At 31.4% G+C, this 19,370-nt stretch carries 19 protein-coding genes and 1 pseudogene; 14 read left to right on the top strand and 6 right to left on the bottom strand.

The annotated features are described in order from the left end of the window. Positions 1-3: 3 nt before the first annotated feature. Together ptsP and IX290_RS07875 are read right to left on the bottom strand one after the other, a co-directional pair. Positions 4-1,731: a phosphoenolpyruvate--protein phosphotransferase gene (gene ptsP / locus IX290_RS07880; protein ID WP_211492668.1), complete on the bottom strand. Its 1,728-nt coding sequence runs from the start codon at positions 1,729-1,731 to the stop codon at positions 4-6. Positions 1,732-1,819: 88 nt separating this feature from the next. Further along, on the bottom strand, positions 1,820-2,083 hold the full coding sequence (locus tag IX290_RS07875; RefSeq protein ID WP_101475096.1) for an HPr family phosphocarrier protein: 264 nt from the start codon (positions 2,081-2,083) through the stop codon (positions 1,820-1,822). 201 nt (positions 2,084-2,284) lie between these two features. On the opposite strand from IX290_RS07875, the gene IX290_RS07870 reads away from it, so the two are divergent. After that, positions 2,285-3,301, top strand: a complete 1,017-nt coding sequence (locus IX290_RS07870) for an alpha-hydroxy-acid oxidizing protein (RefSeq protein ID WP_211492667.1) — start codon at positions 2,285-2,287, stop codon at positions 3,299-3,301. 46 nt (positions 3,302-3,347) lie between these two features. Beyond that, a pseudogene (locus IX290_RS07865) lies at positions 3,348-4,376 on the top strand (asparaginase); the annotation flags it as partial. Positions 4,377-4,802: 426 nt separating this feature from the next. Here the strand turns inward: IX290_RS07865 and IX290_RS07860 are convergent. Further along, the gene (locus IX290_RS07860; protein ID WP_211492665.1) at positions 4,803-5,696 is read right to left on the bottom strand and encodes a lysophospholipid acyltransferase family protein; all 894 of its coding nucleotides are present in this window, start codon (positions 5,694-5,696) and stop codon (positions 4,803-4,805) included. Positions 5,697-5,937: 241 nt separating this feature from the next. Here IX290_RS07860 and pnp point away from each other — a divergent pair, with 241 nt between their 5' ends. From pnp to dnaN, 11 genes are all read left to right on the top strand, one after another. Continuing rightward, complete coding sequence (pnp, locus tag IX290_RS07855; protein WP_211492664.1) at positions 5,938-8,037, top strand: polyribonucleotide nucleotidyltransferase; 2,100 nt, start codon at positions 5,938-5,940, stop codon at positions 8,035-8,037. 70 nt (positions 8,038-8,107) lie between these two features. Then, a complete protein-coding gene (gene rimO / locus IX290_RS07850; RefSeq protein WP_211492663.1) occupies positions 8,108-9,445 on the top strand; it encodes a 30S ribosomal protein S12 methylthiotransferase RimO in 1,338 nt (445 codons plus the stop codon). Positions 9,446-9,473: 28 nt separating this feature from the next. Further along, the gene (gene pgsA, locus IX290_RS07845; protein WP_211492662.1) at positions 9,474-10,007 is read left to right on the top strand and encodes a CDP-diacylglycerol--glycerol-3-phosphate 3-phosphatidyltransferase; all 534 of its coding nucleotides are present in this window, start codon (positions 9,474-9,476) and stop codon (positions 10,005-10,007) included. 22 nt (positions 10,008-10,029) lie between these two features. Continuing rightward, a complete protein-coding gene (locus tag IX290_RS07840) occupies positions 10,030-10,293 on the top strand; it encodes a YggT family protein (protein WP_349291727.1) in 264 nt (87 codons plus the stop codon). Positions 10,294-10,343: 50 nt separating this feature from the next. Further along, the gene (gene rsmH, locus IX290_RS07835) at positions 10,344-11,282 is read left to right on the top strand and encodes a 16S rRNA (cytosine(1402)-N(4))-methyltransferase RsmH (RefSeq protein ID WP_211492661.1); all 939 of its coding nucleotides are present in this window, start codon (positions 10,344-10,346) and stop codon (positions 11,280-11,282) included. A 4-nt stretch (positions 11,283-11,286) separates the two neighbouring features. Continuing rightward, positions 11,287-11,544, top strand: a complete 258-nt coding sequence (locus IX290_RS07830) for a hypothetical protein (protein WP_211492660.1) — start codon at positions 11,287-11,289, stop codon at positions 11,542-11,544. 17 nt (positions 11,545-11,561) lie between these two features. Beyond that, positions 11,562-12,917, top strand: a complete 1,356-nt coding sequence (gene rlmD, locus IX290_RS07825) for a 23S rRNA (uracil(1939)-C(5))-methyltransferase RlmD (RefSeq protein WP_211492659.1) — start codon at positions 11,562-11,564, stop codon at positions 12,915-12,917. Positions 12,918-12,927: 10 nt separating this feature from the next. Beyond that, positions 12,928-13,530, top strand: coding sequence for a glycerol-3-phosphate 1-O-acyltransferase PlsY (gene plsY / locus IX290_RS07820; protein WP_211492658.1), 603 nt, complete (start codon positions 12,928-12,930; stop codon positions 13,528-13,530). 10 nt (positions 13,531-13,540) lie between these two features. Continuing rightward, entirely contained in the window at positions 13,541-14,542 is a 1,002-nt protein-coding gene (locus tag IX290_RS07815) for an NAD(P)H-dependent glycerol-3-phosphate dehydrogenase (RefSeq protein WP_211492657.1), read from the top strand. A gap of 37 nt (positions 14,543-14,579) precedes the next feature. Continuing rightward, the gene (locus IX290_RS07810) at positions 14,580-15,398 is read left to right on the top strand and encodes a sigma-70 family RNA polymerase sigma factor (RefSeq protein WP_211492656.1); all 819 of its coding nucleotides are present in this window, start codon (positions 14,580-14,582) and stop codon (positions 15,396-15,398) included. Between the two features lie 27 nt (positions 15,399-15,425). After that, entirely contained in the window at positions 15,426-16,556 is a 1,131-nt protein-coding gene (gene dnaN, locus IX290_RS07805) for a DNA polymerase III subunit beta (protein ID WP_211492655.1), read from the top strand. 225 nt (positions 16,557-16,781) lie between these two features. On the opposite strand, the gene IX290_RS07800 is transcribed toward dnaN, so the two are convergent. Both IX290_RS07800 and IX290_RS07795 read right to left on the bottom strand, forming a co-directional pair. Then, positions 16,782-17,660: an NAD(P)H-dependent oxidoreductase gene (locus IX290_RS07800; RefSeq protein ID WP_211492654.1), complete on the bottom strand. Its 879-nt coding sequence runs from the start codon at positions 17,658-17,660 to the stop codon at positions 16,782-16,784. Positions 17,661-17,674: 14 nt separating this feature from the next. Next, positions 17,675-18,298 (bottom strand): SprT family zinc-dependent metalloprotease, encoded by a 624-nt coding sequence (locus IX290_RS07795; protein WP_211492653.1) that lies wholly within the window; start codon positions 18,296-18,298, stop codon positions 17,675-17,677. 158 nt (positions 18,299-18,456) lie between these two features. Between IX290_RS07795 and IX290_RS07790 the strand changes: the two genes are divergently transcribed. Continuing rightward, the gene (locus IX290_RS07790; protein WP_211492652.1) at positions 18,457-18,831 is read left to right on the top strand and encodes a hypothetical protein; all 375 of its coding nucleotides are present in this window, start codon (positions 18,457-18,459) and stop codon (positions 18,829-18,831) included. A 193-nt stretch (positions 18,832-19,024) separates the two neighbouring features. On the opposite strand, the gene IX290_RS07785 is transcribed toward IX290_RS07790, so the two are convergent. Then, positions 19,025-19,370 (bottom strand): tyrosine-type recombinase/integrase (locus IX290_RS07785; RefSeq protein ID WP_211492651.1); only part of this gene is annotated, 346 nt, incomplete at its 5' end.

The raw sequence follows: 19,370 nt of genomic DNA, 5'->3' as shown, positions 1-19,370 counted from the left end.
AATTTAAATATTATTTTCTTTATTGAATTCTTTAACAATTGCTAAAACTTCGTCAGGAGTTTTTTGAGCCATTACTTTTTCAACTAAAGCTTTACATTTTTCTTTATCTAAAGACATTATGTTTTTCTTAACTTTAGGAATAGAGATAGCTGACATTGAGAATGCATCAAGTCCCATACCTAATAGGATAGGTGTTGCATTTGGATCTCCAGCAAATTCTCCACACATTGAAATAGTTATTCCAGCTTCATGAGCTCCTTTTATAGCAAGTCTTATAGCTTCAAGTACTGCTGGGTTGTATGTATTGTAAAGACGTGAAATATGTTCATTTCCTCTATCTACAGCAAGTGTATATTGTGTTAAGTCGTTAGTTCCTATTGAGAAGAAATCTACTTCTTCAGCAAAGTATCTTGCTCTAAATGCTACTGAAGGAGTTTCAAACATTATTCCAAGAGCGATATCTGCATCAAATTTTGCTCCCTCTTGTTTAAGTTCAGCTTTACATTCTTCAAGTAATTTTCTTGCTTTTCTTATCTCTTCAATATCCATAATCATAGGTAGCATGATTTTGATATATCCAAAAGCAGATGCTCTAAGTAGAGCTCTGAATTGAGTTTTTAAGATTTCAGGTCTGTCAAGACATACTCTTATTGCTCTCCATCCAAGGAATGGATTTTCTTCTTTTGGAAGTTCCATATATGGTAAAGATTTATCTCCACCAATGTCCATTGTTCTTATTGTTACTGGTTTACCTTCCATTTTTTCAGCAACTATTTTATAAGCTTCAAATTGTTCATCTTCAGATGGGAATCTGTCGTTATTCATAAATAAGAATTCAGTTCTATATAGTCCAATACCCTTTGCACCATTTCTTAGAACTCCTTCTATATCTTTTGGAGAACCGATGTTTGCCCATGCTCCAACTTTGACACCATCTTTAGATATAGCTTCTTTATCTTTTAATTGTTTTAATAGTTCTTTTTCATCTAAAAAGTCCTGTTTTTTAACTGAATACTTTTGAACTTCTTCTTCAGTTGGATTTAATATAATTTCTCCTGTTAGTGCATCAACTATTATTGAATCTCCAGTTTTAACAAGAGAACAGATATTTCCTGTTCCAACTACTGCAGGAAGTTCAAGTGATCTGGCCATAATAGAAGAGTGAGCTGTTTTTCCACCAATTTCAGTTACAAATGCAACTACATTATTAAGATCTATCTGTGCAGTATCTGATGGAGTTAAGTCCTTAGCTACTACGATAGTGTTTGGTGGAAGTGAACCTAAATCTAGGATTTCAGTACCTGCAACATTGTATACCCATCTTTTTCCAATGTCTCTTAAGTCTGCTGCTCTCTCTCTTAAGTATTCATCATCCAAATGTGCAAGCATATCACAATATTCTGCAATTCCTCTTTCTAAGGCTGCTTCAGCACATATATGTTCATCTTGAATAATTTCTACAACTTCATCGAAAAGGTCTTCATCTTCTAACAGTGTAATGTGACCATCAAAGATAGCAGCTTTGTCTTCACCCAAATTCTTAGCTGTCTTTTCTCTGATTTTTAAAAGTTGCTCTTTGGCTTTGTTTCTTCCATCTAGTAATCTTTTTTCTTCACATTCTGCATCGCACTTCATTTTAGAATCAATTACTAGTTTTGTTTCTTGATATAGGAATACCTTACCGATAGCTATTCCTGGTGACGCTTCAATACCCTTAATTAATCTACTCATATTATTCCCTCACAATCATTTGATATGTAACTTGCAAAAAAAAGAAGGTACTTATAATAGATATTATAAGCACCTTCGTTCTAAAAAATTAGTCCTTTAAATTAGCAAGAAGGTGACCTAATTTTTCAACTGCTTCTGCCTCATCTGGTCCATCTGCATAAACAGTAACTTTAGTACCTTTTTTTATTCCTAATGAAAGTAATTTTAATAAAGAAGTTCCTTTAACTTTCTTACCTGCTTCATTTTCTACTTCTATTTGTGAAGAAAATGTTTTAGCTACGCTAACAAATTCGTTACCAGGTCTAGTATGTAACCCAGTTTCGTTTGTAATTTCAACAGTTTTACTTGTCATGTTTCTTCCACCCTCTCTTAAAATTGTAATAAAAAATTATTTCTTTATCAATAGGTTACTTTATTTTAGACATTTTGTCAATAATTTTTAAAAACTAGTACTAACTTTTTATTTAATTGTTCGGTTTTAATTGACATTGTCAATATAATGATATATTATGGAAATATGCTAGGAAAAATAATGTAATTGGAGGGAAGTTGTATGGATATGAATACTTTAAAAGAAAACGCAAGAGAAAAAATGAAGGGTTTTTGTGGACTTTGTAAGGTTTGTGATGGAAATTGGTGTGCAGGTAAAGTTCCTGGAATGGGAGGAACTGGATCAGGTTCTTCGTTTAAAATAAACTATGAAAGTCTTAAAAATATTAAATTTGTATTAAGAACTATACACGAGGCTAAAAATCCTGTAATAGATACAGAAATGTTTGGACACAAACTGTCATTTCCTGTTTTAGGTGCTCCAATAACTGGAACAAAATTTAATATGGGTGGCGGAGTCACTGAAGAAGAGTATTGTATGGATGTAATTAAGGGATGTAAAGAGGCAGGAACAATAGGAATGATTGGAGATACTGGAGATCCTACATGTTTTGAATTTGGATTAAAAGCTATAAAAGCAGCTGGTGGACATGGAATAGCAATAATCAAACCTAGAGAAAATGATGAGATAATAAAAAGAATAAAAATGGCTGAAGAAGCTGGAGCAATTGCAGTTGGTGTAGACTTAGATGGAGCAGGACTTGTAACAATGAAACTATTTGGACAACCTGTTGGACCAAAGAGTGTTGAAGATCTGAAAAAAGTTGTATCATCAACAAAACTTCCATTTATTGCAAAAGGAATAATGAGTGTAGATGAAGCTTTAAAATGTGTTGAAGCAGGTGTAAATGCCATAGTAGTTTCAAATCACGGTGGAAGAATACTTGATTACTGTGAAGCAAGTGCTGACGTACTGGAAGATATTGTTAAAGCAGTTGGAGATAAAATCACTGTTTTAGCAGATGGTGGAGTTAGAACTGGTGGAGATGTGCTTAAATACTTAGCTTTAGGAGCTAAAGGAGTACTAGTAGGAAGACCACTTATCTGGGGTTCTATAGGTGGAAGACAAGAGGGAGTTGAACTTATTGTTAATACTTTAAAATCTCAGCTTGTTCAAAGCATGATTTTAACAGGAACAGAAGATGTAAAAATAGTTTCATCAAAGATAATAAAAAAATAGATTATAATTAAAGAACAAAATAGGATAGGTAGACAGTGGGGGTAAAATGCTTAATAAAGTAATGATTATAAATACAGGTGGAACAATAGGGATGGTACACAGTGATCCAAATGATCCAGATAGCCCTTTAAGACCTGCAAATGACTGGAATGAAGTAGCAAAAGGTCATCCAATACTTCAAAAATATGACACAGATTACTATCAATTTAATCCTTTGATAGATTCATCAGATATGGCACCTGAAGTATGGGTTAAAATAGCAGAATTTATATATGAAAATTATGATAAATACAGAGGTTTTGTAGTTTTACATGGAACAGATACAATGTCTTATACTGCTTCAGCTTTATCTTTTATGTTGAAGAATTTAAGTAAACCAGTTGTTTTAACTGGTTCTCAGGTACCACTTCAGTTTTCCAGAAGTGATGCTTTACAAAATCTTATAACTGCAATAGAAATTGCTGGGAATGAGCAGTATGGTGTAAAATTGGTTCCTGAGGTATGCATATTTTTTAGAGATACACTTCTTAGAGGAAACAGATCTAGAAAAGTTGATGCAACTAATTATTTTGGGTTTTTATCACCAAATTATCCACCTATTGCAGAAGTTGGTGCTGATATAAGGATTATTAAAGATAGAATACTGAAACCTTCCCATAAAAAATTCTATATAGATACTGCATTAAATACAAAGGTAATTGTTCTTGAGCTGTTTCCAGGCCTTGATCCTAAGTATCTTAAATCTATCTTTTCATCAGATAATGATATAAAGGGAGTGATTTTAAAAACTTATGGAAATGGAAATGCTCCAACTACTCCTGAATTTATAGAGGTACTTAAATATATAAGTTCTAAAGGTATTGTCATAGTAGATATTACTCAATGTACCAGAGGATTTGTTAAGATGGGGCTTTATGAGGCAAGTGCAAAACTTATAGATGCTGGAGTAGTGAGTGGTGTGGATTTAACTCCTGAAGCAGCTGTTACAAAGCTTATGTATCTTTTAGGAAAAAATCTACCAATAGAAGAGGTAAAAAGAGAGTTACAGATAGATCTATGTGGTGAACAGACTATCAGTCAGTATGATTTTCATTTTGATGATTTAGGTGATAGTGATAGCTTTATACTCAATCTAGATCTTAAAAAAGAGGCATCAAAGGGAGAACTTGTTGAAGCAGTTGTAAGAATTAAGGATATTACCAGAAAAGAGAAAAAAGATGAAAATCTTAAAATTTCAGTTACTATTGAGGGAGATAGGGAGATATCTTCTAACTATCATATCAACAACAAGGTTACTAAAATAGTAAGTAAAGATAAAAATAGTTTCCATGGAATTTTTAATCATACTTTAAAGGCAATATTGGATAAAAATGATTCTATAAAAATAAAGATTAAAAGTAATATAAAAATAGGAATAAAAAGTGTAAAATTTTCACTTTATAATGAGTACGAATATTAAAATAAAAAAGAGCTGTTGCAAATTTGTAACAGCTCCTTTTAATTATCTTTTATTTTTATATTTGTATAACTTTCTATATAAGTTCCATCTATCATGAAACCACATCCATTGTTCAGGATGTTCCCTGATTACTCTTTCCATCGTATCTATAAGAAGTTGCATATTTGTAAGAACATCTTCTTTGAAATTTCCAGTCTTTACAAGTTCTATTTTTTCAACAACTGCTGTACATGTATTATCTTCATTAAAATAATTGTATCCAAGAAGGAGTGGCAAATCATAACGAAGTGCTAATGAAACTGCACCAGTTGGAGCTTTTGCTTCCATACCAAAAAAATCAACTATAGCACCTTTATCACGGTGATCACTGAAAAGAGCAAATATCTCTTTATTGTGAATTCTTTTAATAAGCTCTCTACTTGTACTTTTGCTTTTTGTAAATACAGTAAGATTGAGGTCATTTTTTCTGCTGTCATCTATAAATTTATTGATATATGGATTTCTTTGCTTTTTAGCCACAGTTACAACGGGGTATCCCTGAGCTATTTTAAGTGTTGCTTCCATATTTCCCATATGCATCAGAGAGGCAATCATACCTTTTCCCTCTCTATATGTTTCTTCAAATATCTCTTTATTAATAATTTTTACTTTTCCAGGTGTATTTAAATAATCCTTCATCCAAAGAGTGCATAAAAATGCTTTCATCATAATTTTACATGATTCAAGAGCAATCTCTTCAATCTCTTTTTTATCTTTTTCAGGAAATGCCATTTGTAAATTTGTAATCGCAATGATTCTACGTTTTTTAATAAGTTTATATGTAAGAGCTCCTAAAAAATCTCCAAATTTAAATCTACTTTTTTCAGGAAATAAACTCAATATTTTACATGCAGATATCATAAGCCAATACTGTAGCTTATATATAATTTTTTTCATCGTCTCGCTCCCATTTCTAGTGTTCTTAAGTTATTTACAATATTATATCAATTTTTTTGCTTTTTTCAAATATTTAAAAATTTAAACACTATATCTAGTGTTTGATTTTTACCGGTAAAAATGGTATAATTACTGAAAAAAGATGATTAGGAAGTTTAAGTAGTAAGCAGTGAGAAAATAACAGGGGTTGTTTTTTTGCTCCTTATTATTTGCTTCCTAACAGGAAATTAATGGAGGTATTATGTTTGACGAAAAAAAAGTTCAAATGGAGTTAGCTGGAAGAACGCTAACATTTTCAACTGGAAAAATAGCAAGACAATCTAGTGGGGCAGTTATGGTGCAATATGGAGATACAGTGCTTTTAAGTACAGTTAACCGTAGCAAAGAGCCTAGAGAAAATACTGACTTTTTCCCTTTAACAGTTGACTATATTGAGAAATTTTATGCTGCTGGAAAATTCCCAGGAGGATTTAATAAAAGAGAAGGAAGACCATCAACAGATGCAACATTGACAGCAAGACTTATTGACAGACCAATAAGACCAATGTTCCCTGATGGATTCAACTATGATGTACATATTGTAAATACTGTATTTTCATATGATGGAGAAAATACAACTGACTATTTAGGAATTACAGGATCATCAATGGCACTTATGCTATCTGATATTCCATTCTTAGGACCAGTTGCAGGAGTAGTAGTTGGATACAAAGATGGAGAGTTTATTTTAAACCCTACACCTGAACAGTTAGAGACAAGCGAACTTGAACTTTCAGTTGCAGGTACAAAAGATGCAGTTAACATGGTTGAAGCAGGAGCTAAAGAACTTGATGAAGAAACAATGCTTGCTGCTATTATGTTTGCTCATGAAAACATCAAAAAAATATGTGCATTCCAGGAAGAGTTTGCAAAAGAAGTTGGAAAAGAAAAAATCGAATTTGTAAAACCTGAAGTAATGCCATTAGTTAAGAATTTTATAGATGAAAATGGTATGGAAAAATTAAAAGCTGCAGTTTTAACTACAGGTAAAAAAGCTAGAGAAGAAGCAGTAGATGGATTAGAAGAAGAGTTATACAATGCATTTGTTGCTGAAAACTTTGGAACAGAAGAGGATGTAGAAGTTCCTGAAGATGTAGTTGCTGAATTTAAATCATACTACCATGATTTAATGAAAAAACTTGTAAGAGATGCTATCCTTTACCATAAACATAGAGTAGATGGAAGAAAAACAACTGAAATCAGACCTCTATATGCTGAAGTTGATTGTTTACCAATCCCTCATGGATCAGCAATGTTTACAAGAGGAGAAACTCAAGCAGTAGTTATCACTACTTTAGGTACTAAGGAAGATGAACAATTAGTAGACAATCTTGAAAAAGAATACTATAAAAAATTCTACCTACATTATAACTTCCCACCATATTCAGTTGGAGAAACTGGAAGAATGGGATCACCTGGTAGAAGAGAATTAGGACACGGATCACTTGCTGAAAGAGCTTTAAGATATGTAATCCCAACTGAAGAAGAATTCCCATATACAATAAGAGTTGTATCTGAAATTACTGAATCAAATGGATCTTCTTCACAAGCATCAATATGTGGAGGATCACTTTCACTTATGGCTGCAGGTGTACCAATAAAAGAGCACGTTGCTGGTATCGCAATGGGACTTATTAAAGAGGGAGAAGAGTTTACAGTTCTTACAGATATTATGGGACTTGAAGACCACTTAGGAGATATGGACTTTAAAGTTGCAGGAACTAAGAGTGGTATCACAGCTCTTCAAATGGATATAAAAATAACAGGAATTACTGAAGAGATAATGAGAATTGCTTTAAAACAAGCTTTAGAAGCAAGACTTCAAATATTAGAATTAATGAACAATACAATTCCTCAACCTGCAAAAATCAAATCAAATGTACCAAGAATTTATCAAATGACTATACCAACTGATAAAATTGCTGCATTAATTGGAACAGGTGGAAAAAATATTAAAGGAATTATTGATCAAACTGGAGCAACTGTTGATATTGAAGATGACGGTAGAGTATCTATCTTCTGTAAAGATGAAGCTGCACTAGATGAGACAGTAAAACTTGTAAATTCTTATGTTAAAGATGTTGAAGTTGGAGAAGTTTACATGGGTAAAGTTGTAAATCTTGCTAAATTTGGAGCATTTATGGAAATTTTACCAGGTAAAGAAGGATTACTTCACATATCAGAAATTTCTAAAGAAAGAGTTGCTAATGTAGAGGATGTATTAAAAGTTGGAGATACATTTGAAGTAAAAGTAATATCTACAGACAACGGAAAAATCAGTTTAAGTAAAAAAAGAGTATAATTAACTAAGGGGGCATAGCCTTTCTATCTATGTCCCCATATTGTATTTTAATATATAGAAGAGGTGGACAATGAAATTAGCTTTAATAAGCTTAGGTTGCAGTAAAAATCTTGTAGACAGTGAGCACTATTTAGGGATTTTATCTAAGAGAAAAAATATGGAACTTACAAGTGAAGTTGCAGATGCAGATATAATAATTGTAAACACTTGTGGATTTATCGGAGATGCTAAAAGAGAGTCAATTGAGACAATTCTTGAAGCTGGAGAGTTAAAGAAAAATGGTAAGTTAAAGAAACTTATAGTTGCTGGATGTCTTGCACAAAAGTATTCAGGTGAGATTTTAAAAGAGATGCCTGAAGTTGATGCTGTAATTGGAACTGGAGATATTGATAAGATAGAATCTCTTGTAGATGATATCTTAGATAATAAAAAAGTAGTGGAAACATCACACATTGATTTTCTTGCAAATGCAGAAACAGAAAGAATCAGAACAACAGCACCACACACTGCATACCTTAAAATATCAGAAGGATGCAATAGAAGTTGTACATACTGTATCATACCTCAAATGAGAGGAAAACTTCGTAGCAGAACTATTGAAGATATAGTTAAAGAAGCAAAAGATATGGTAGCATCAGGAGTAAGAGAGATAAACCTATTAGCTCAGGAAACTACTGAGTATGGAATTGATATATATGGAGAAGAAAAACTTTCTGCTCTTATGAGAGAACTATGCAAAATAGATGGTTTAAAATGGATAAGATCATATTATATGCATCCTAGTCATATAACAGATGAACTTATACAAACAATAAAAGAGGAAGAAAAAATTTGTAAATACTTTGATGTACCTATTCAGCACGTATCAGATGAAATCCTAAGAAATATGGCTCGTGCAAAGAGTGGAGAAGAAGTAAAAGATGTACTAAAAAGAATAAGAAAAGCTATTCCAGATGCAACAATCAGAACAACATTAATAGTTGGATTCCCTGGAGAAACTGAAGAGAATTTCCAAGAACTTAGAGATTTTGTAGAAGAGTTTAAATTTGATTATGCTGGAGTGTTCAAATACTCTAGAGAAGAGGATACAGTTGCATATAGACTTCCAAATCAGGTTGATGAAGATGTTAAAGAGAGAAGATATGCAGAACTTGTAAATCTTCAAAGTGAAATAGCTGAAAAGAAGAATAGACAACTTCTTGGTCAAGTTGTAGATGTTATGATTGATGGAGTTTCTAGTGAAAGTGAGTATCTTTTAGAGGGAAGAACTAGAGGACAGGCACTTGAAATCGATGGAAAAGTCTTAACAACTGACGGAACAGCAAAGCCTGGAGAGATTGTTAAAGTAAAATTGGAGCAAAACTTCGACTACGATTTTATTGGTCCAATTGTTGAAAATGAAAAATAGTTAAATATAACTATGGAGGAGCATGAATATGAATTTGCCTAATAAGTTAACTTCAATAAGATTGGTAATGGCAGTGCCTTTTATATACTTTCTTCAAGAATCAGACAATGGAGGACTACCATATAGATTAATAGCACTTGTGCTATTTATTATAGCTTCCCTGACAGATTTTTTTGATGGATATTTAGCTAGAAAATATAATCTTGTTACAGATTTTGGTAAAATTATGGACCCACTTGCAGATAAAATTTTGGTTATTTCAGCACTTGTTATTTTTGTAGATTTGAAATATATACCATCATGGATGTCTATAATTGTTATAGCAAGAGAATTTTTCATTAGTGGTATAAGAATGCTTGCAGCTGTAAAAGGTGATGTTATTCCAGCTGGGAAATTGGGAAAATATAAGACAACTAGCCAGATGATAGTAATTATGATAATGATGCTATTTGGTAGAAACCCATATAACTATTATATGATGTTGGTACCAGTGTTATTAACATTGTGGTCAGGAGTTGAATATACAACAAAGAGTAAGCATTATTTTATTAATTCAAGATAAGTAAAAGGAGCTCTGGTTGAGTATGATGATAACGTTACTAAATTTGGTGAATACTATAATAAGCATAATAAATACTCTTATTTTGATAAGAGTTATTGTTTCATGGCTTGCACCTAATTCCCACAATGGTTTTACAGATATGCTATACAGCGTGACTGAACCTATATTGAGACCTTTTAGAGTGCTTATTCCCATGAGAAATATGAGAATTGATATATCGCCTATAATAGCATATGTCTTTTTAAATATTTTAAGAAGATTGATTTTCATTTTAATATTTAGATAGGGAAGCGTGAGCTTCTCTATTTTTGTAATTTAAAACAAGAGGAGAGAACAATGGAAGAGATAGTTAGTGAATATCATATACCTGTCCTATACAGGGAATGTATTGATAATTTAGTTATAAATAAAGATGGAGTGTATCTTGACTGTACCTTAGGTGGTGGAGGTCACTCTGAAGGAATTTTAAAAGAACTTTCTGATAAGGGAAGATTGATTTCAATTGATCAGGATGACCAGGCTATTGAATTTGCAAAAAAAAGACTTGAGAAATATGGTGCTAAATGGAAAGTATTTAAAAATAACTTTGAAAATTTGGATATAGTTCTATATTCAGCTGGTTATGATAAAATAGATGGAATTTTAATGGATATAGGAGTATCATCTACACAACTTGATGACCCATCAAGAGGGTTTTCATATAGATATGACACTAAACTTGACATGAGAATGAATCAGAATAGTGAGCTATCTGCATATGATGTTGTAAATAACTATTCAGAAGAGGATTTAGCAAGAATAATATATGAGTATGGAGAAGAGAGAAATTCAAGAAGAATAGCCAGACTTATATGTGAAGAAAGAGCTAAAAATAAAATTGAGACAACAGGAGAACTTGTAGCAATTATTAAGAGAGCTTATCCTGAAAGAGCTCAAAAACACCCAGCTAAAAAGACTTTCCAGGCAATTAGAATAGAAGTTAATAGAGAGCTTGAAGTTTTAGATAAAGCTATAGATAAGGCTGTAGATGCTTTAAAACCAGGGGGAAGATTAGGAATAATTACCTTCCACTCATTAGAGGATAGACTTGTTAAAAATAAGTTTAGAGATTTAGCTACTGCTTGTAAATGTCCACCAGAGTTGCCAGTATGTATATGTGGTGGAAAAGCAAAAGTAAAACTTATAACAAGAAAACCTATAGTTCCACAGGGAGAAGAAGTGAAGTTTAACAATAGAGCACACTCTTCAAAATTGAGAGTTGTGGAAAGGATATGATATAATGAAGAAAGGGGTATTCTTTGTTGTAATAGCTATAGGAGTAATGTTATTTCATGGATGGCTTCTTATGAAAGTCTCAAAAGGCGAAATTGCTGTAAGAAATACTAGAAAAGAGTTGGAAGAACTGGAAAAAGAAGTTGAAAAAAAAGAGATGGAATATGACAATGTTGTAGATTTGGAAAGAATTGGTAATGAGATGAGAAGTAAAAAAAACATGGTCATCTCAAAAGAGATAAAATTTTTCCAGATAAATAATTAAACTCTGTGGAGGAACAGATGGTAAAGAAGAATGAAATAATAGAGATTAAGATAGATAAAATCGTAAATGGAGGAGAGGGACTTGGATATTATGAAGACTTTGCAGTTTTCGTTCCAATGTCAGTTCCTGGGGATATCTTAAAAGTTAAGATAATCTCTGTAAAGAAAACTTACGGAAGAGGTCTTATTGAGGAGATTATAACTCCTGGAGAAGAGAGAATTGAAGACAGTTCTAAAATCTCTTTTGAAGACTTCCAAGGTTGCGATTTTGCAATGCTTAAGTATGATGCACAGCTTAAGTATAAAAAAGAAATGGTTGAAGATGTAATGAAAAAAATAGGAAAAAACCATAGTGTTGTAGTAAATAATACTATAGGAAGTGTTAATCCATATCATTACAGAAATAAAATAATTGAACCATTTTCAAAAGTAAATGGAGAGATAATAACAGGATTCTTTAAAAGAAAAAGTCATGAAGTCTTTGAAGTTGAAGAAAATATACTTAACTCAAAACTTGGAAACAAGATAATAAAAGAGTTAAAAGTAATCTTAAATAGAGAAAAAGTCTCTGTATATGATGAGAAAAAGCATGAAGGAATCTTAAGGAATATAATGGTTAGAACAAATTCACAAAACCAGGCAATGGTTGTTTTAATCATAAATGCAAATAAAGTTGAAAAAAGATATAAAGATATCTTAATGGAACTTAAAAATAAAGTACCTGAAATAGTATCTTTATATGTTTCATTAAATAACAAGAGAACAAATGTAGCAATTGGAGACAAAAATATTTTCATTTGGGGAGAAAAGGCTCTTAAAGAGGAGATTGCTGGAATTCATTTTAATATTTCACCAAAATCTTTCTTCCAGATTAATTTGGAGCAGACTAAAAAACTTTATAAAACTGCTGTAGATTTACTTGAAAATATAGAAAATAAAAATGTAGTTGACGCATATTCTGGTACAGGTACAATAGCCATGATAATGTCTAAAAAGGCAAGTAAAGTATATGCTATTGAATTAGTGGAAAGTGCTACTAGAGATGGTGAAAAAACTGCTAAAGAAAATGGAATTGAAAATATAGACTTTATCAATGGTACAGTTGAAGATAAGCTGGCAACTCTTATATCTGAAGGTAAGAAGATAGATGCTGTTGTATTTGACCCACCTAGAAAGGGGATAGATGAAAACAGTCTGACTGAAATTGCTAAAACAGGTATAAAGGAGATAGTATACATTTCTTGCAATCCATCAACATTTGCCAGGGATAGTGAGATATTGGGGAAACTTGGTTACAATCTAGATAGGGTTCAACCTGTGGATATGTTTCCAGGAACAGCTCACACAGAGGTAGTGGGTAGATTTTATAAATAGGAGATGGGCTATGAAAATATTATTATTTTTGATACTTGGGTATGTAATGGGATCACTTCCTAATGGAGTATGGATAGGAAAGTATTTTAAAGGAATCGATATAAGAGAGTTTGGAAGTAAAAATTCAGGAGCTACTAACTCTTATAGAATTTTAGGTCCAAAATATGGTCTAATGGTTCTTGCAGCAGATGCATTAAAGGGATTTATACCTCCATTTTTTGCAAGTCAATGTGATGTAACAGGTAACTGGTTAATTCTTATTGGTATGGCTGCTATATTAGGACATATATTCTCATTTTTCCAAAAATTTAAAGGTGGAAAAGGAGTAGCTACAAGTTTAGGAGTTTTTCTTTTCCTAATACCTAAAGTTACTATTACACTTTTTGTAATATTTGTAATTGTAGTATATGCAACAAGATATATTTCACTAGGTTCAATAATTGCTGCTATACTTTTACCAATTTTTACTTTAATATCACCTTTGAAAAATGGAATAGATAAATTTCCAATGATGGTAATGACAACAATAATTGCTGTGTTCGTTGTTTATAAACATAAGAGTAATATATCAAGACTTCTGAAAGGAACAGAAAATAAATTTAAGCTGAAATAAGGAGTGAGTCATGAAAAAAGTTGTAATTATAGGGGCTGGTAGCTGGGGGACAGCACTTGGATTGGTACTTGCAGGGAAGAACTATGATGTAACCCTTTGGGAACACAATAAAGAGAGAGCAGAAGAGGTACAAAGAACAAGAGAAAATCATAGATATTTGCCAGGAGTTAAACTTCCTGATAATATGAGATTTACACATGAAAGTGAAAATCTTCTAGATGGAATAAAATATGTAATTTTTTCAGTACCATCACAATGTTTAAGAGAGGTTATAAGTAAATTTAGTCCTCAAATTACAGAGGATATGATACTTGTAAACACTGCTAAAGGGATAGAAGTATCAACAGGAATGAGACTTTCTGAGGTAATGAAAGATGAGATAAAGGGTAAATACCATAAAAATATAGTTGTTTTATGTGGACCAACTCATGCTGAAGAGGTGTCTATTGGACTTCCAACTACAATTGTAGCAGCTGGTAAAAAAGAAAAAGCTGCTGAAATACAGGAACTTTTTAATTGTATGAACTTCAGAGTATATATAAATGAAGATATTATTGGAGTGGAGATTGGAGCTGCAGTAAAAAACTGTCTTGCAATTGGAGCAGGGATAGCTGATGGTATGGGTTATGGAGACAATACCAAAGCTGCTTTAATAACAAGAGGAATAGCTGAAATGACAAGATTTGGTAAAGCGTTAGGTGCTCAGGAAAGAACTTTCTCGGGACTTACTGGTATAGGTGACCTGATAGTTACATGTGCAAGTAAGCACAGTAGAAATAGACATGTTGGAGAGTGCCTGGGTAAAGGTATGAAAATTGATGAGGTTTTAGCAGAGATGACAATGGTAGCAGAAGGGGTACCAACTGTAAAAGCTGTTCACAATGCTGCAAAAGAGCTTAATATTTCAATGCCTATTGTTGAAGCTACTTATAATATAATTTATAAAAATGCTACAGCTAAGGATATGGTTGAAGCTTTAATGGGAAGAGAGTTAAAAGTAGAATTTTATTAATCGATTGGAATATATAAAATAGAAGTGGGGATGAATTATGATAAATAGAGATCTGATTTCGCTTTACTTGGAAGATATACGAAAGTATAATATCTTAGAAAAAGATGAGGAATTTGAGCTGCTTAAAAAAGCAAAAGAGGGGGATGAAGCAGCAAAAGATAAGCTGATTCTTTGTAATTTACGTTTAGTAGTTAATATTGCCAAAAATTATACTAATAAAGGTTTGAGTCTTATAGACTTAATCAGTGAGGGAAATTTTGGACTGATATATGCTATTGAAAAATTTGATATTACTAGAGGGTTTAGATTTTCAACCTATGCTGTCTGGTGGATTAAACAATCAATTAGCAAAGCAATTATATGCAAAGGGAGAGGTATTCGTATTCCCTCATATAAATATGATCTTTTAAATAAAGTAAATAAGTATGTTACTACAAGGGTAAAAGAAGAGGGAGTATATCCTTCAATTGAAGAGATAGCTGAAGATTTAGATGTTGGAAAAGATAAGATAGATGAGATAATCACTGTTTTTCAGGATCCAATGTCTCTTAGTGCGTCTATAGGTGAGGATATCTGTCTTGAAGATACAATAGCTGACCATCCAGATACAACAATTGAAGATAAGATTATTGAGGAAATGGGAAGAAATCAGGTAAGAGAGCTTGTAAATATTTTAGATGAGAGAGAAAAGCAGATATTGAAATTGAGATACGGTCTTGATGGAGAAGAGATTCATACTTTAGAAGAGATTGGAAATGCTTTTAATATTACAAGAGAGAGAGTCAGACAGATAGAGAAGAAGACGTTAAAAAAATTAAGAAATAAATATGGGAAAGATAAAGATAAGTTTTTTTAAAAATTTCTTATAGTTTTGGAGGGCATAATGAAGATAAAAATAAATAGAGCAGAATTTTTAAAGAGATTAAAGATCATTGAAAAAACAATAACTGAAAATAAAATTAAGCCAGTAATATCATGTGCTTATATTGAAACAAGAGAGGATAAGTTATTCTTCTGTGGTACTAACTTAGAAACTACTATCACAACAGAGATGCCTTGTATAGAGATAGTTGAAGAGGGAAAAATTGTATTCCAACACCAGTTAGTTGAAGAGTATTTAAAGGAGATTAAGGACGAAGAGATCTCTCTTTTAGAGGATAATGGAAACCTTTCTGTAGTAAGTTCAGACTCTGTATCTGAATTTTCACTGATGGATGCTGAAGATTATCCTAAAATTCCAGTTGGAGAAAAATTTGATGAAATCACTGAACAGTTTGAAATAGACAGTGAAGATCTTGCAAGTATATTTGAAAAAGTAAAATATGCAGCTTCACCTACAAGTGATAACTTGGCTTTCAACTGTGTAAGATTGGAAAAGAAAGATAATACACTTAAATTTGTAACTACTGATACTTATAGACTTGTTTACCTGACTAAAGAGGTTGAAAAGATAAATGGAGATTTGGATATAAGTATTCCTTTAAGTACTGTTGAATCTGTTACAAAACTTTTAAGAGGTATAGAGAATGCCAAACTTAAATTTTACTTTATAAATAAGCAGATTTTCTTTAAAATGGAAGATGTTTTAGTTATAAGTAGAGTTATAGACCTTCCTTTCCCAAATTATAGAGGAATTTTAGAAAATGATGCTTATGACAAGAAACTTACAATAAATGCAGAACAATTTATAAAGATCTTAAAGAGAATAATGATATTTGTAAGAAATAACTCTGAATCTAAATATGGAGCAACTTTTAAAATTGGTCAAAAAGAGATGAAGATCAATGGTATAAATGAGATTGCTAAGATAAATGAAGAGGTAGAAGTAGAGTATGAGGGACAAGAGATAAGAATTGCTCTTAATACTAAATTTTTATTTGAATACATTCAAAATCTTGAAAAAGAAAGTACAATTACTTTAGAATTTATTCAATCTAATAGCTCAGTTAGAATCCAAAAAGAGGGAGACGATAAATATCTATATATTCTAATGCCTTTAGCATTGAGAGATTAATAAAATATAGTAAATAAAAGCAGGCTGTTGCAAATCTATAAAAATATAATTCTCTAAGCTATCAATAGTTTCTATTTATATTGCTCACAGAAAGAAAATTTGAAACTCACTTCGTTCAGACAGTCAAATTTTCAGTATTCTGTTTTGCTTCATAAATTACGTAACTATTTCTAATGCCGAGAATTCTATTTTTAAAATTTTAGAAATGCAACAGCCCTTTTTATATTATTTATTTAAAAATGTTTTATCTAAATATTCTTTTAAATCCTCTCTCAAAGAGTTAAGTTCCTTTTCATAATTTTTAGAACCATTTTTAGGGTAGATATCATTTACGAAACGTCCGTAGTTTTCCATACCCCACCAGTTAGCCTGATCTTCATCCAGGATACTGTAGGCAGTCATATACTTGTCCCACATAGATGTGTCTTTATTTTTTCCATCTCCAACATATCCACGTCCTCCACCAAGATATCCACAGTTCATTATAGTAAATAGTCCCTTTCCATGTAACATCCCTTCAAGACCTTTATCAGTAGATCTGTAGGCAAAGTTCTTAGCAAATACTCTTTCCTGATATCCTTTTATAATGGCAATAGGTGTATCATGCCAGTTAGGGTATGAGAAGATAATATAATCAGCTTTAGTAATAAGATTCTGCTCAGTTTTTACATCTTCTGTTGGAGTTCCAAGTCCATCTTTTTGATAGTAAAATTCATCTGGATGTAAAACAGGTGACCAGTTCATACGGTATAGATCTCTTACTTCAACTTCCATTCCATTATCTTCAAACCACTTAATAGCAGTAGTTGTCATATCAAATAAGACACTGTTTTCTCTGGGATCTCCCACTATAATAAGTGCTTTTTTCTTTTTGCTATCAGTAAAACCATGAGCTTTATATTTTTGAATAAATCTTTGAGGAACTACTGAAGCAGATGTAATGCCATCTAATTTTTCAATATCCTCTTTAGAAATAGATGTTTGATAGTTATTTAGATTGATAGTTGCAATAGGTGACTTAGGTCTGTTCATATAGTTATACAATGAGATAACTACTCCTCCTGCTACCACCATAAACATTAAACTTTTAAGTTGGTTATTCATACTTTTTTCTCCTATTATTCTTTTAACATTTCTTGTCTTAGTTTATAATCTGGCATAAATTTTCTAACAAAATCCCAAAAAGGTTTTTGATGATGTGGGTGTGGAATATGAGATAGTTCGTGAAGAACTACATATTCAATTGCCTCAACTGCTTTTGAATAGAGCTGAAGATTATAATTTATATGCCTTTTAGAAGAATTACAAGATCCCCATCTGCTCTTCATATTTCTTACTTTAATTTTTTCAGGAAGATAACCTATCTCTTTTCCAATTCTTTCATTTAATTCAGTCAACAGGTCAGTAAGCTTAAAAAACAGAAATTTTTCCAATATTTTTTTCTTAGCTTCGTAACTATTGTTCATAGAATAAATTTTAAGTTTATCCCCTTCAATTTTACAATCGTCAGGTCTCAAATCAAAGACTTCAATTGTATATTCTCTTCCAAATATTCTTATTATTTCTCCTGTGATAAGTTCAAAAGTCTCTTTTTTCTTTTTTTCTGCCAAAACCTCCAATTTTTTAGCAATCCAATTTTTTTTGGAATTTACAAACTCTTGAATATACCTTTCAGAAATTCCATATGGTGCAGAGACCACAATTTCTCCATCATCTTTAATTCTTAAGATGATATTTTTCATTTTTTTCCTCACTATTTTAATATCCATTTTATTATTATAACATATATTTTTTCAATTTTTATAGATGGGATTGATAAAAAATAAAGGTAAAAGTTGAGTTTTGTAGTATATTATCTTGTGTTTATTAGAGTTATTAATTTTTGAAAGGGGAAATCAGAATGAAAAAAACTATAATTATTTTATTTTGCCTATTGAGTGTAAGTGCTTTTTGTAGCAGTAAAAAGAAAGGGGATAAACATCATTCAAGTAATATGTGCTACAATCTTTATGGAAAAACTTATGGAAAACACAATCAATTTGTAAAGGTAGCAGATTCAGATAGTTCAAAAAATGAGGAAGATGAATCAGAAGATAGTTATGAAGCTCAACTACAGAAATTTACTGGAAGCAATGGGATACAAAATATTGATTTGGAAAATGATTATAAAAATTTTAATAGCAATAATAATGATGAGGATTATTTAAGAGAGCAATATTCACCTTTTTCAATAAAAAATTATCCACCTTTACAGGATGTTCATAGATTAAATTAAAATTATGTATATATTCTCTTTATATATTTATGCAATTAAAAGGATTTTTAATCTAAACCAGGATATAACACAAACACTTGAATATTACTGGATTTAATGAAATTATTATATTTCCGATTATTATAATAATTCTTTTATTTCTAGTATTTCTTTTTGTTTAGCTAACAAATAGCTAACAAATATTACTAAAAAATTAATTAAGCAGGTCTATTGCTTTTCTTAATTCTTCAAGGTCTTTGTGTGTATAAACATTCTCAGTAATATTAAAGTCTGTATGACCTATCAATTTAGTTATAGATGTCCTATTCGCATTTACATTATTAAGTAAAGATGCAAAAGTATGTCTTGTGTCGTGTATTGTGTGTTCCTCGAGATTTAGTTTTTTTAATGTGGTTGTAAAACTAAGCCTAAAACCAGTGTAACTTCTTTTTTTACCTTTTACCATAAAAAAATATTCGTTATTGGTATTATATAATTCTTTGAAAATTGGTAGTATTCTTGAAGATATAGGTATAGTTCTTTTACCCGCATTAGTCTTA

Origin of the sequence: Fusobacterium sp. DD2 (assembly GCF_018205345.1) — a bacterium.
Classification (GTDB): Bacteria; Fusobacteriota; Fusobacteriia; order Fusobacteriales; family Fusobacteriaceae; genus Fusobacterium_A.
This window is presented reverse-complemented; position numbering and strand designations above follow the sequence as displayed.